This window comes from Kitasatospora sp. NPDC088134, from assembly GCF_044741705.1.
GTDB lineage: Bacteria > Actinomycetota > Actinomycetes > Streptomycetales > Streptomycetaceae > Kitasatospora.
On sequence record NZ_JBIUTD010000001.1, the window covers coordinates 855687 to 868720 of the forward strand.

General features: G+C 75.6%; 12 protein-coding genes. 6 read left to right on the top strand and 6 right to left on the bottom strand.

Annotation, left to right across the window (positions count from 1 at the left end):
* Positions 1 to 30: 30 nt before the first annotated feature.
* Positions 31 to 2835 (bottom strand): ATP-binding protein, encoded by a 2805-nt coding sequence (locus ACIOHG_RS03390; protein ID WP_400944739.1) that lies wholly within the window; start codon positions 2833 to 2835, stop codon positions 31 to 33.
* A gap of 178 nt (positions 2836 to 3013) precedes the next feature.
* On the opposite strand from ACIOHG_RS03390, the gene ACIOHG_RS03395 reads away from it, so the two are divergent.
* The gene (locus tag ACIOHG_RS03395) at positions 3014 to 3517 is read left to right on the top strand and encodes a hypothetical protein (RefSeq protein WP_400944741.1); all 504 of its coding nucleotides are present in this window, start codon (positions 3014 to 3016) and stop codon (positions 3515 to 3517) included.
* Positions 3518 to 3818: 301 nt separating this feature from the next.
* Here ACIOHG_RS03395 and ACIOHG_RS03400 read toward each other — a convergent pair whose 3' ends face one another.
* Positions 3819 to 4505: an alpha-ketoglutarate-dependent dioxygenase AlkB family protein gene (locus ACIOHG_RS03400; RefSeq protein ID WP_400944743.1), complete on the bottom strand. Its 687-nt coding sequence runs from the start codon at positions 4503 to 4505 to the stop codon at positions 3819 to 3821.
* A 222-nt stretch (positions 4506 to 4727) separates the two neighbouring features.
* Here ACIOHG_RS03400 and ACIOHG_RS03405 point away from each other — a divergent pair, with 222 nt between their 5' ends.
* The 3 genes from ACIOHG_RS03405 (at position 4728) to ACIOHG_RS03415 (ending at position 6922) form a co-directional block, all read left to right on the top strand.
* A complete protein-coding gene (locus ACIOHG_RS03405) occupies positions 4728 to 5528 on the top strand; it encodes an MBL fold metallo-hydrolase (RefSeq protein WP_400944745.1) in 801 nt (266 codons plus the stop codon).
* A 61-nt stretch (positions 5529 to 5589) separates the two neighbouring features.
* Positions 5590 to 6210 carry a TetR/AcrR family transcriptional regulator gene (locus ACIOHG_RS03410; RefSeq protein ID WP_400944747.1) on the top strand — a complete coding sequence of 207 codons (621 nt, stop codon included), beginning with the start codon at positions 5590 to 5592 and terminating at the stop codon, positions 6208 to 6210.
* A 91-nt stretch (positions 6211 to 6301) separates the two neighbouring features.
* Positions 6302 to 6922 (top strand): DUF4865 family protein, encoded by a 621-nt coding sequence (locus ACIOHG_RS03415; protein ID WP_400944749.1) that lies wholly within the window; start codon positions 6302 to 6304, stop codon positions 6920 to 6922.
* Positions 6923 to 6958: 36 nt separating this feature from the next.
* On the opposite strand, the gene ACIOHG_RS03420 is transcribed toward ACIOHG_RS03415, so the two are convergent.
* Both ACIOHG_RS03420 and ACIOHG_RS03425 read right to left on the bottom strand, forming a co-directional pair.
* Positions 6959 to 7300, bottom strand: coding sequence for a transglycosylase family protein (locus ACIOHG_RS03420; protein ID WP_400944751.1), 342 nt, complete (start codon positions 7298 to 7300; stop codon positions 6959 to 6961).
* Between the two features lie 215 nt (positions 7301 to 7515).
* Entirely contained in the window at positions 7516 to 8307 is a 792-nt protein-coding gene (locus ACIOHG_RS03425) for a transglycosylase family protein (RefSeq protein WP_400944753.1), read from the bottom strand.
* A 635-nt stretch (positions 8308 to 8942) separates the two neighbouring features.
* Here ACIOHG_RS03425 and ACIOHG_RS03430 point away from each other — a divergent pair.
* Both ACIOHG_RS03430 and ACIOHG_RS03435 read left to right on the top strand, forming a co-directional pair.
* Entirely contained in the window at positions 8943 to 9869 is a 927-nt protein-coding gene (locus ACIOHG_RS03430; protein WP_400944853.1) for a hypothetical protein, read from the top strand.
* Between the two features lie 13 nt (positions 9870 to 9882).
* Complete coding sequence (locus tag ACIOHG_RS03435; protein WP_400944755.1) at positions 9883 to 10557, top strand: hypothetical protein; 675 nt, start codon at positions 9883 to 9885, stop codon at positions 10555 to 10557.
* A 92-nt stretch (positions 10558 to 10649) separates the two neighbouring features.
* Here the strand turns inward: ACIOHG_RS03435 and der are convergent, their stop codons facing one another.
* Both der and cmk read right to left on the bottom strand, forming a co-directional pair.
* Positions 10650 to 12098 (bottom strand): ribosome biogenesis GTPase Der, encoded by a 1449-nt coding sequence (gene der, locus ACIOHG_RS03440; RefSeq protein WP_400944757.1) that lies wholly within the window; start codon positions 12096 to 12098, stop codon positions 10650 to 10652.
* A gap of 183 nt (positions 12099 to 12281) precedes the next feature.
* Positions 12282 to 12998, bottom strand: coding sequence for a (d)CMP kinase (gene cmk / locus ACIOHG_RS03445; RefSeq protein ID WP_400944759.1), 717 nt, complete (start codon positions 12996 to 12998; stop codon positions 12282 to 12284).
* Between the last annotated feature and the right edge of the window lie 36 nt (positions 12999 to 13034).

A 13034-nucleotide genomic window follows, 5' to 3' on the forward strand; every position in this document is an offset into this window, starting at 1 on the left:
CCGCCCTCCGGCCGTGACCGAAACCGCCCCTCAGCTCCGGTCGGCGCCGTCCTCCAGGGCCCGCAGGCGGGCGGTCGCGGCCGGGGCCTCGGCGGCTCCGAGGCGCCGGTACAGGGCGACGGCCGGCCGGAGGGCGGCGAGGGCGGCGGCGTGGTCGCCGGCCCGGGCGGCACAGTGGGCGGTGCCTTCGAGGGCTCTGGCCTCGTCCAGGGGGCTGTGCGCCGCCCGGGCCAGGTCCAGGGCCTGCCGGTAGAGGGCCGGCGCCCCGGGGGCTCCGGCGGTGTCGGCGGCCAGCGCGGCGGTGCTGGTGAGCACCTCGGCCTCGCCCTGGCGGTCCCCCACCTCGCGGAAGAAGGCCAGCGCCTGCGCGAACAGGTCGGCGGCGGCCGCGTGGTCCCCGGTGGCGTGCCGGACCCGGCCCAGGTCGTGGGTGGCGTTGGCCGCGCCGTAGCGCTGGCCGACCTTCCGGAAGATGTCCAGGGCCCGGCCCAGCAGGTCGGCGGCGGCCGCGTGGTCCCCGGTGGCGTGCCGGACCCGGCCCAGGTCCTTGAGGGCGTAGGCCTCGCCGTCGCGCTTGCCCAGGTCGAGGTAGATCTCCAGGGCCCGTTCCAGCGCGGCGGCCGCGGCGGCCGCGTCCCCCGTGGTGAGCCGCACCCGGCCCAGGTTCCACAGGGCGTTCGCCTCGCCGTGGCGGTTGCCCAGCTGCCGCATGATCGTCAGGGCCTGTTCCTGGAGGCTCCCGGCGGCGGCGTAGTCGCCGGTGGCGTGCCGCACCCGGCTGAGGTCCCACAGGGTGTTCGCCTCGCCGTGCCGGTCGCCGAGGTCCTGGTGGATCTCCAGCGCCCGCTCCAGCAGGTCGGCGGCGGCCGGGTAGTCCCCGGTGGCGTGCCGGACCCGGCCGATGCTCCACAGCGAACCGGCCTGGCCGAGACGGTCGCCGAGCTCCTGGTAGCCGGCCAGGGCGCGCTCGTGCAGGCCGGCGGCGACCTGGAGTTCCCCGAGCACGTAGCGGACCCGCCCGAGCTCCTCCAGCGCGCCCGCCTCCCCGGACCGGTCGCCGAGCTCCTGATGGACGGCCAGGGCGCGCTCGTACAGCCCGCAGGCTGCCTGGAACTCCCCGAGCGCGTGCCGGACCCGCCCGAGGTCCGCCAGGGCGCCCGCCTCGCCGGACCGGTCGCCGAGCTCGCGGGCCGTGGCGGCGGCGGTGCGGTGCAGGGCGGCGGCCTGGTGCCACGGCCCCTCCTGCTGGAGGAAGGCGGCGAGGGCGGCGGAGAGGTCGACCAGGTGCCGGGGGCCGGCGACGGCGACGGCCGCCAGCAGGTTGTCCCGCTCGCTCCGCATCCAGGCCAGCGCCCTGTCCCGGTCCGGGAGGGCGGGCGCGCCGGCCGGGGTCGCGGCGGGGCGCGGCGGGCCAGGGCGGCCGTGGTGGGCCAGGTGGCGGTCGGCCTCGCCGGCGGTGTACCGGTAGTGGTCCAGCAGGCGCTCCAGCGCGGCGGCGCGCTCCGCCTCCTCGGCGCCGTCCGCGTGCCCCAAGGTGCGGGCGTACAGGCCGACCAGGTCGTGGAACCGGTAGCGGCCCGGGACGTGCTGGGTGAGTAGGTTGTGGTCCAGCAGGGATTCCAGCAGGCGTTCGGCCGTCCGGTGGTCGGCACCGGCCAGGTGGGCGGCGGCGAAGGCGTCGAAGTCCGGCCCGGGGACCAGGCCCAGGCGGCGGAAGAGGTGCTGCTCGGCCTCCGGCAGGGCGGCGTAGGAGGTGTCGAAGACGGCCGCCAGGTTGCGGCCCTCGTCCCGGAGCCGGTCGAGGCGGCCGTGCTCGTCGCGCAGTTCGTCGACCAGGTCCTCGATGCGCAGCGCGCGGCGGTGACGCAGGCGGGCGGCGGAGATCCGGACGGCCAGCGGCACGTGGCCGCACAGGGCGGCCAGTTCGGCGACGGCCGGGTGGCCGTCCGGGACGCGGCCGGGACCGGCCACCCGGTGCAGCAGCGCGGCCGCCTCGGCCGGGGCGAGGGTGTCCAGGGCGAGCGTGTGGGCGTCGTCCAGGCCGGTGAGGCGTTTGCGGCTGGTGACGATGACCAGGCAGCCGGGGGTGCCGGGCAGCAGCGGACGGACCTGCGCGGTGCTGACGGCGTTGTCGAGGACGATCAGCGTGCGGGTGCCGGCGAGGCGGTCGCGGTAGAACGCGGCGCGTTCCCCGAGGTCCCGGGGGATCAGCTGCGGCGGCACGCCGAGCGAGCGCAGGAACCAGTCCAGCGCGTCCTCGGCGGCCAGGGCCGCCAGCCCGGGGGTGTGGCCGTGCAGGTCGACGAAGAGCTGCCCGTCGGGGAAGCTCCCGCGCATGCGGTGCGCGGCGTGCACGGCCAGCGCGGACTTGCCGACCCCGCCCATCCCGTCGATCGCCGAGATCACCACCATCCCGGCGTCGCTGCCCGCGGGCGCCTCCCGGGCGAGCGCGAGCAGCCGGTCGATCTCCTCCGCCCGGCCGGTGAACAGCCGCGTGTCGGCAGGAAGTTGGCAGCGCGACGCGCCACGGGCACGGCCCGGCGGCTCGGTCGTGGCGGCCGCCGGGGTGTCCGCCGCGCCTCCCGTCGGGCCTTCCGTCGTGCCTTCCGCCGCGGACAGCAGCCGCCCCTGGGCGGCGGCGTCCAGGCCGAGCGCCACCGCGAGCCGGGTGACCGACGACAGGCGCGGCCGCCGCCGTCCGGCCTCCAGCATGCTGATCGCGTGCGCCGAGACCCCCGCCAACTCGGCGAGTCCCTCCTGCGTCAATCCGGCCCGCCGACGCTGCTCCCGCAGCATCGCCCCGAAACCCCCGGCCACCGACGTCCCCCTGCCCATGTCCTCCGCGCGGCAGTCCGGGCCGGCCCGCCGGCCCTCGATCTGACGCTGGCACGACAGTAGGGCCTGTCGTGATCAAGCGCCAGGAAAACGCAAAGGGCACGCAGTGGAGTGCCCTACCCACCGCGCCGAGGATGGTCGTCGTCCAAAGACCGCCCGCTCCACGGAGGAAGACCAGATGCGCGCCAAGAACCGTCCACTGCTCAGGAACAGTTTCGTCCGCCTCCTGGTCGTGGCCATGTCCGCGGTCGGCCTGACCACCCTGTCGGCCGGCGCGAGCACCGCCGCGGTCCTCCCCCAGTCGTGCCACGGCCCCGTCGTCATGCCCGGGGAGCACTACGTCTACATGGGCGGGTCGCCCGCGTTCGCCATCGAGCTGGTGTACGACGACTGCAAGTACGCGACCGAGGCGGCGATCATCAACCTGCGCTCCGTGCCCACCCGGTGGTGGCTCGCGGTCGACATCGCCGACCAGAACGGCCAGATCCTGCACGGCGACACCCGCGGGTACGGCACCGAGTACGCCGCCCAGACCGGCTACGTGTCGCTGAACTCGGGCAAGGTGTTCCAGGCCCGCGGCTGGCTCCGGCTGGAGAACGGCTGCAGCGTGTTCTTCGACTCCGACTGGCACAACTACAGCAACGGCGCCGACCAGGGCGGCGGTTGGAACACCAGCTGCTGACACCGGCACCGGGGCCCGCACGCGGGCGCCGGGCCGTACGGCCGGGGGGGGGGCGGCCCCCCCCCCCGGGCGCCCCCCCCCCCCCCCCGCCGGGCCCCCCCGCCCCGCCCCCCCCCCCGCCCCCCCCCCCCCCCCCCCCCCCCCCCCCCGCCCGCCCCCCGGGGCCCCCCCCGGGGGGGCGGGGCGCGCGCGGGGGGGGGGCCCCCCCCCCCCCCCGGCCCCCCCCCCCCGGCCGTACGGCTTTCCGCACCGGCTCGACCGGCAACGGGAAACGCCCGACCCCGACCGCCCCGCACGGCCTTCAGGCCATCCCGGACTGCCGCACCGTGATGTTCAGCCGCCCCGTCAGACCGAGCTCCGGGTCGGCGGTGCCGGGCAGCGTCCGCGGCACCCCGTGGTACGCGAAACGGGCCGCGCCGCCGAACACCAGCAGGTCGCCGCTGCGCAGCTCCAGGTCCGTCCACGGCCCGGTCCGGCTCTCCGTGCCGCCCAGCCGGAACACGCAGGCGTCGCCCAGCGACAGCGACACCACCGGGGCGTCGACCCGCTCCTCCCGGTCCTGGTGCAGGCCCATCCGCGCACCGTGCGGGTAGTGGTTGACCAGCGCGACGTCGGGCACGTACCCGGCCGCGCCCGCGACCCCGCCGCCGTCCTCCCCGTACGCCTCCCGCACCGCCCGCCGGGCCAACGCGTCCAGCAGCGGCGGGAACGGCTTCACCGGCGCGCCGTCGCCGTCCACCACCGTCCGCGCGTAGCCGTACGGGTACCAGTGCCAGCCCAGGCAGACCGTCCGCGCCGACATCACCCCGCCGGAGGGCAGCCGCACCGCCCGCATCCCGGCCGGCGCCCGCGCCCACTCCCGGCACGCCGCCACCAGCTCCCGCTGCTCCGCCGCCCCCAACCACCCGGGCAGCAGCACCACCCCGGGCACCGGCTCCTCCCGCCCACGCCCGAACAACTCCCCGACGAACACCCCGCCGCCTCGCACCCCGCCATCCTCCCACCGCCCCCCGACACACCCCGGCCCGCCCGCCCGCTCCCCACCTGCACGACCCACCGCCCCGACCGAGCCCCCACCCGCCTCCTCGCACACGCAGCAGACCACCCCCGCCGGAGCCCCCCACCCGCCCCCTCGCTCCCCCGCATGCGCGGCGCGCCACCCCGGCGGACCCTGGGAAGGGGCTGTCGTCCGGCTCGCCGAGGAGGCGTGATGCATCCGCTGGAGTTCCGTGTGGTGGACCTGCCCGCGGCCTCGTTGCACAAGGCCGTGGTGCTGGTGCTCGGGCAGTACCGGGCCGTGCTGGTGGGTGCGGGGTTGCGGCTCTCGGACGGGCGGCGGCTGGTGCGCGAGGTCGAGCGCTCGGGGCGCCGACTCGCGGCGGTACTGGTCGCGGACCACGCCGCCGACTCCTGGCTGGCCGCCGAGGTGCTGCGCGACGCGTTCCCGGAGGCCCGGTTCCTCGCGCCCGCCTCGGTGCTGGCCCGGATCGAGCGCGAGCACGCCGCCGTCCGGGCCGGCTGGGCCGGTCTGGGGGCCGAACTCCCGTCCCGACTGGTCGCGTTGGAACCGCTGCCGGAGGACGCCGTCGAGCTGGAGGACCACCGGCTGGAGCTGCGCGGGGCCTCGCTCGGCCTGCCCGACCGGCACTACCTGTGGGAGCACCGCAGCCGGACGCTGCTCGGCGGGCCGCTGCTGCGGCAGGACGTCCACCTGTGGCTGGCCGACACCCCGCGCCCGGCCGAGCGCATCGCCTGGATCGACCTACTGGACGAGATGGCCGCGCTGGAGCCGCTGCGCACCGTCCCGGGCCACCGCCGCCCGGACGCCGCCGGGCCGGAGCCGATCGGGTGGACGGGCGACTACCTGCGGGCCTTCGAGACCGAGCTCGGCAAGCCCGTCCCGGCCGAGCTGGTGGAGGCCGCCCTGCTGGGCCGCTTCCCGACGGCCGCGCTGCCGGGCCTGGTCGGGCCGGGGGTGCGGGCCGCCCGGGCGGAACTCGCTGCGGCCTGAGCCGAACTGACGTCCCGTCGGGGGTGTTCTGCTGTACCTACTGGTATGTACAGTGCCGGGCATGACCGTCCCGAGTGTGCCCGGCACCGCCGACCGCCTGATCGAGAGCACCCGCGAACTCCTCTGGGAGCGCGGCTACACCGGCACTAGCCCGCGCGCCATCCAGCAGCGCGCCGGGGCCGGGCAGGGCAGCATGTACCACCACTTCGCGGGCAAGCCCGAGCTGGCGCTCGCCGCGATCACCCGCACCGCGCAGGAGCTGCGGGCCGTCGCCGAGGAACTGCTCGCTGGGCCGGGCACCGCCGTCGAACGGGTCACCGCGTACCTGCGCCGGGAGCGCGAGGTGCTGCGCGGCTGCCCGGTCGGGCGGCTCACCCAGGACCCGGACGTGATGGCCGATCCGGTGCTGCGCGCGCCCGTCGAGGAGACCCTCGGCTGGCTGCGCGGCCGCCTCGCCGAGGTTCTCGCCGAGGGCCTGGCGTCCGGCGAACTCCCGCCGCACCTCGACCCGGACGCCACGGCCGCCACCGTCGTCGCCGTGCTCCAGGGCGGCTACGTACTGGCCCGCGCGGCCGACGACCCGGGCCCGTTCGACCGGGCGGTCACCGGCCTGCTCGCCCTGCTCCCCCCCTCCCCCGCAGCCGTGAGCCTCCCCCGCAGCCGCAAACCGCCACAGCCGTAAACCCACCGCAGCCGCAAACCCCCTCGGCCGCAAACCCCCTCGGCCGTAAACCCCGCAGCCGTAAACCCCCGACCCGGAAGGCGTCCCGACCGTGCAAGCGAAGCAGTACGCGATCACCCTGCCCGCCGACTACGACCTGGATGTCGTCCGCCGCCGGATCGCGGCCGGCGCCCCGCTGCTGGACGACCGGGCGGGGCTCGGCTTCAAGGCGTGGCTGCTGCGCGAGCGCGGCACGGCGGGCTCCCCGGTGAACGAGTACGCGCCGTTCTACGTGTGGCGCTCGGACGGGGAGCTGGCCCGGTTCCTGGTCGGCGGCGGCGGGTTCGAGAACATCGTCCGGGACTTCGGCCGCCCCGTGGTGCGGCACTGGACGGTGCTCGCCCAGTTCGCCGGGCCGGCCCGCACCGGCGAGCGGGACGCCCCGGCGCCCGCCTCGGCGGTCCGCAGCCGGAGCGCCGTCCCGGTCGGCGGGGGCCCGCAGGCCCTGGCCGGGTACGTGGAGCGCGAGGTCGAGCGGCTGCGCGAGGCGGCCCGGGAGCCCGGGGTGCACACCGCGCTGCTGGCGCTCGACCCGGACCGGTGGGAGCTGCTGCGCTTCACCCTCCGGACGGACCGGCCGGGAGCGGCTCCGGAGGAGGGCACCGAGGTGTTCGGGGTGCCGCACCTGTCCGCCCCGGGCCTGGCGTACCTGCCGGAGGGCCGGGCCTGGTGAGGCAGTTTCCAGGGGTGCGGCCCTCCCCGCGCCCCGCTACTTGAGCATGCCGATCTCCCGGGCGCAGCCGCCCCAGGCCCGCCAGCCCTGGCGGCGCAGGATCTCCTCGGCGACGGTGATCTGCTGGCGGCGGGTGGCCCGGTCGGGGCGGTCGGCGTAGCGCGGGCCGCCGGCCTCCCGCCAGGTGGGCGGCCAGATCTGGAGTCCGCCGTAGTAGCCGTTGCCGGTGTCGGCCTGCCAGTCGCCGCTGCTCTCGCAGTCGGCGAGGCGGTCCCAGACGGCGTCGGGGGTGGGCTGCCGGGCGAGGGCGAGGGTGCCGGCGGCGGGGAGCAGCAGGGCCAGGGCGAGCAGGCTCCGGCCGGTGAGGGGTATCCGCATCCCTCGACGCTACGCAGCGCACCGGCGCGGCCACCCGCCGAGCACCTCCACCCGGGCGACGCCGAGCACCCCCGCCGGGCGACGGGGCGCCCCGGGAACGACCAAAGCCCCCGGGAACGGCGGAAGCCGCCACCCCGGGGCGGGGTGGCGGCTTCGCGCCGACAGGGTGGGGCCGCGCTGGGCGGTCCCGGGGAAGCGGTGCTTCCGGGGGTGGGTCAGACGGACAGGACCTGGCCCGGGTAGATCAGGTCGGGGTTGCCTCCGACGACACCGGCGTTGCCGTTGTACAGGTCGTGCCAGTCGACGCCCAGGCCGCCGGCGATGCTGGAGAGGGTGTCCCCGGCCTTGACGGTGTAGGTGTTGCCGGACTTGGCGGTGTTGGTGGCCGCGGGGGCGGACTTGGTGCTCTTCGCGGCGGGCTTGCTGTCCTGCTTCGGGGCGTCCTGGGCGGCCTTGGGGGCCTGGGCGCGGGTCTCGGAGCGGGACGCCTTGGCGTTGTTGTCCTTGGCCGCGTTGTTCGACTTCGCGGAGTTCGAACCCGAGGCGGCGTTCGAGTTGGAGGTCGACTTCGAGGAGTTGGTGCTGCTCGGGGCGGAGGTGTCGACCTGGGCGGCGGCGCCGCCCTTGGTCAGGCCGGCCTGGACCGAGCACACCGGCCAGGCGCCGGGGCCCTGGGAGGCCAGCACCTTCTCGGCGACGGCGATCTGCTGCGCCTTGCTGGCCTGGTTGGCCTGCGGGGCGTAGGCGGTACCGCCGAAGGCGGCCCAGGTGGAGGAGGTGAACTGCAGGCCGCCGTAGAAGCCGTTGCCGGTGTTGATCGACCAGTTGCCGGTCGACTCGCACTGCGCGACCTTGTCCCAGGTGGAGACGTCGGCGGCGGAAGCCGTGTTGGCCGTGACGAGGCCGGCCACCGGGGCGGCCAGCAGGGCGCCGCCGACGACAGCCGCGCGGACGCGGTTGCGCTTGGGGGTGGTGGTGGCAGCGGCGGTCTCGTTACGGAAGATCATGAGATTCCTCTCGACATTCCCGGGAGGGGCAGGCGGAACCAGGCCCCTGCGGGGCCGTGCTCGCTGCCGAATTCCGGCGGGCGACGGTGCACGTGTCGGACGTGCCGCCGGTCGCCCCGGCCACCTGTCCGCATCCCCGGCGGCGGCTGGCTGCCGTCGCGCCGGTGGGCGCTCGGCCCGCGTTCCGGGGTGAGCCGGGGCGGGGTCCGTGCGTCGGGGGTGAACCCGGGAGGTGCTCGTTGCACCGGCCAAAAACCTACGATTCGGCTCCCCGAGCGCCAAACAGTTTCGGGTTGTTCCAGGTCAAAGCGGCGTTACCGGCGGTATTGATCAAGCACTTCGAGATTAAATGACCGATTTGTCCGCTTTTCCCAAGATCAAACCTTCTGTGCATATGGCCCCGGTCACAGTTTCACCGGTGTGACCTCGGGCACAGCATCGACAGAATGTGAGCATCCGGACACACAGAGCAGTCATCAGCCGCGCAAAACCCGTCGCCCGGCCCCGGACCCGTGACTCCAGCCACAACCTCCCGTTGGTAATGGCGGTCGGCGCGCCCCGCGCCGCGCACCCGGAACGTCCCGATCCGGGGCACCCGGAACGTCAGGGCGAACGAGGAGTCTTTTGTGTCGCGCATGCTTGAGGTGAGCGAGGACGTACGCGCCGAGATCGGCGACGACGAGGCCGAGAGCCTGCTGGCGGGCGCCCACGCCCCCGACGCGTACGACTGCACCTCCTGCCGACAACCGGGCGACTCGCTGCGCGAGCCCACCAGCACCGTGCTGTTCGTCGGCGAGGAGACCGCCGTCCTGGCCTTCGCGCACGCCCGCTGCGTCCCCTCCCAGGTGGTGCCGGTGGACGAGCAGCAGCTGCGCGGCGCCGTCGAGTCGATCGGACAGGCCGGGGCGGCCCCCGCCGCCCAGGTCCCGGCGCCGCTCGCCCCGGAGCCCGCGCCGGCCGTGCCGACCCTGCCGCAGCCGACCCTGCCGCAGCCGGCCGTGCCGCAGCAGGCCGTGCCGCAGCAGGCCGTACAGGTGGCCGTCCCGGAGCCGATCACCGCCTCGCCGACGCCCCCGCCCGGCCAGCCGCAGCCCGCGGTGCTCGGCGTGACCTGCGGCATCGTGCTGTGCGGCGATACCCAGCACGCCGCACTGGTGGTCGAGCCGACCGGCCCGGTCGGCCGCCCGGGCGGCGCGGTCGGCCAGGACGAGTTCCTCTCGCTGCTGACCGAGCACGGCTTCCAGCTGGTGACGGACGTCAACCGGGCGCCGGTCCGGCCGCGGGCCGGCTGGTCGGTGCTGATGGCGATGGGCCAGCTGCACGCGATCCTGCAGCCCTCCGCGACCGGCGGCTCCGCCGCCTGGTGGCAGGCCCACCAGCCGCTCCAGGTCACCCCGGGCTGGCGCGCGGCCGCGGCCCGCAAGTCCGAGGTGATCATGTACGCGGTGCCGGCCGGCACCATCGGCCGCCAGCCCCGCGAGGACCTGCTGCGCCTGGCCATGGACCGGGCCGCCGCCGGCGGCCTGCTCGCCGCGGGCATGCTGCCGCTGGCCGGCACCTGAGCGGGCCGGGCCGATGACCGACCCCGTGAACGACCCGGCCGCCACCGGGACGCCCGACGACTCCCCGGTGGCGGCCGCCGGAACGGCCGCTGACCAGGCACAGGAGGCACCCGGTGGGATAGCGCCGGGGGCGGGGCCCCCGCATCCCGAACCGGTTTCGCTCGTTGGCTCCTACGTGTACAGCTACGACCTCGCCTCCCCCGGCCGTCCCCCCACCCCCACCGGTCCGTTCGGCGTCGGCGCCGGCCGGTCGATCCCGAGCATGCGCCCGTCGTACGACGCGGAGCACCCGGCGTCGCCCACGCCGATCTACGACACGCTGTACTCCGAGTACCGGCGGCTGTTCCGCGCGCTGCCGGGCGACCGCTCCGGCGAGGAGGGCCTGCGGTTCACCGGCTTCGCGGTCCGCGACCCGCAGCCCCGCGAGGCCGACCGGCGCGAGGCCGATCGGCGCGAGGGCCCCGACCACCCGCAGCACCAGGTGTTCGAGACGTACGCCGGGCAGGTCGCGGGCGCCCCGCAGTTCATGCCCGCGCAGGCGAACGGGACCGGCCAGGGCTGGGTGGCCTCCGGCTACCTCGGCCCGGTGCCGCCCGCCGCGGGCAGCACCACGGGCGGCGGTACCGGCGGCGGCACCGGCGGGCGGCACCGCTCGGTGCTCTCCCTGCCGCCGGGCCGCGAGGCCTGACCGGCCCCGTACACACGGCAGTGGGCCGCGGACGTCCGTCCGCGGCCCACTGCCGTCTGCCGTGCTGCCGTCACGCCGTCACGCGTGGCCGGTCACTTGCGCTTGCGCTTCTCCCGGACCCGGACCGAGATCGAGATCGGGGTACCGACGAAGCCGAACTCCTCGCGCAGGCGGCGCTCGATGAAGCGGCGGTAGCCGGCCTCCAGGAAGCCCGTGGCGAACAGCACGAACCGCGGCGGGCGGGTGCCCGCCTGGGTGCCGAACAGGACGCGCGGCTGCTTGCCGCCGCGGATCGGGTGCGGGTGCGCGGCGACCAGCTCGCCCAGGAAGGCGTTCAGCCGGGCGGTCGGGATGCGGGTCTCCCAGCCGGCCAGCGCGGTCTCGATCGCCGGGACGAGCTTCTCCATGTGGCGCCCGGTCTTCGCCGAGACGTTCACCCGGGGCGCCCACTGGACCTGCACCAGGTCGCGCTCGATCTCGCGCTCCAGGTAGTACCGGCGCTCCTCGTCGAGCTGGTCCCACTTGTTGTAGGCGATGACCACGGCGCGCCCGGCCTCGACGGCCATCGAGATGATCCGGGTGTCCTGCTCGGTCAGGGTCTCGCCGGCGTCGATCAGGACGACCGCGACCTCGGCCTTGTCCAGCGCGGCGGAGGTCCGCAGCGAGGCGTAGAAGTCGGCGCCGGAGGTCAGGTGGACCCGGCGGCGGATACCGGCGGTGTCGATGAACTTCCAGGTCTTGCCGCCCAGTTCGATCAGCTCGTCGACCGGGTCGCGGGTGGTGCCGGCCAGCTCGTTGACCACCACCCGGTCCTCGTTCGCGACCTTGTTCAGCAGGCTGGACTTGCCGACGTTCGGGCGGCCGATCAGCGCGACCCGGCGCGGACCGCCGGGAGCCAGGCCGTCGCCGAACAGCTGCGGCGGAGCCTCCGGCAGCACCTTCAGCACGGCGTCCAGCAGGTCGCCGGAGCCGCGGCCGTGCAGCGCCGAGACCGGGTACGGCTCACCCAGGCCGAGCGACCACAGGTAGGCGGCCTCGGCCTCGGTGGACGGGCCGTCGACCTTGTTGGCGCACAGCACCACGGGCTTGCCGGAGCGGCGGATCAGCTTGACCAGCGCGTCGTCGGTGTCGGTGGCGCCGACCGTGGCGTCCACCACGAACAGCACCGCGTCGGACTGCTCGATGCCCAGCTCGGCCTGGCCGGCGACCATCGCGTCGATGCCGAGGACGTCCAGCTCCCAGCCGCCGGTGTCGAGGACCTTGAACCGGCGCCCGGCCCACATCGCCTCGTAGCTGACCCGGTCCCGGGTCACGCCCGGGCGGTCCTCGACGACCGCCTCGCGGCGGCCGATGATGCGGTTGACCAGGGTCGACTTGCCGACGTTCGGCCGGCCGACGACGGCCAGCACCGGCAGCGGGCCGTGACCGTCCAGGTCGGCGTCGATCTCGTCGGTGTCGAAGCCCTCCTCGGCGGCCAGCGCCATGAACTCGGCGTACTCGGCGTCGCCGAGCTCGCCGTGCGAAGTCGTGTCGTTACTCATTGCAATATTTCCGTTTCCCGGCCCGGCCCTTCCCAGGGGCGTGCCGTGCGTACCTGCCCGCTCGGGGCAGCGCGAACCGTGCGGATCTCGCGCGGTCGGAGCGTTGTCGGTCGGTCTGTCGGATGGGTCCGGCAGACCGGTCTGTCCGGTCGTTCGGTCCGGTTGTTCGGTCCGGTCGTTCGATCAGGCGGCGGTGAGGCCGGCCTTCCGCTCGACCAGGTCGGTGATCGTGCCGATCACCTGGTCGAGGGTGAGTTCACTGGTGTCCACCAGCACCGCGTCGGCGGCCTGGGTGAGCGGGGCGGTCTCCCGCGAGGAGTCCGCGGCGTCCCGGCGGGCCAGGTCGGCCGCCATCTCGGCGATGGTCGCCTCGTCGACGCCCTTGGCCCGCAGCTCAACGGCCCGCCGGTCGGCCCGGGCCCGCACCGAGGCGGTCAGGAACACCTTCACCGTGGCGTTCGGGAACACCACGCTGCCCATGTCCCGGCCCTCGGCGACGATCCCGGTCGCGGCGTGCGCGGCGCAGCCCCGCTGCAACTCCACCAGCCGGGCCCGGACGGCGGGAACCGCCGCGACGGCACTCACCGCCGCGGTCACCTCCGCCCCCCGGATCGGCCCGGACACGTCCTGCCCGTCGACCGTTATGGTCGGGCCGGCGGCGTCCGTCCCGGAGACGATGACGGGCTTGCCGCAGGCGATCGCCACCGCCTCCGGGTCGTCCACGTCGATCCCGTTGGCGAGCATCCACCAGGTCATCGCCCGGTACATCGCGCCGGTGTCCAGGAAGCTCAACCCGAGCCGCGCGGCAACCGCCCGCGAAACGGTGGACTTCCCGGACCCCGCGGGCCCGTCGATGGCGACGACGACCGGGCCGCTCGACGCTCGGTCGACACTGTCCACGGGACGAACCTCTTCTCTCACAGCACAAGCACTCCC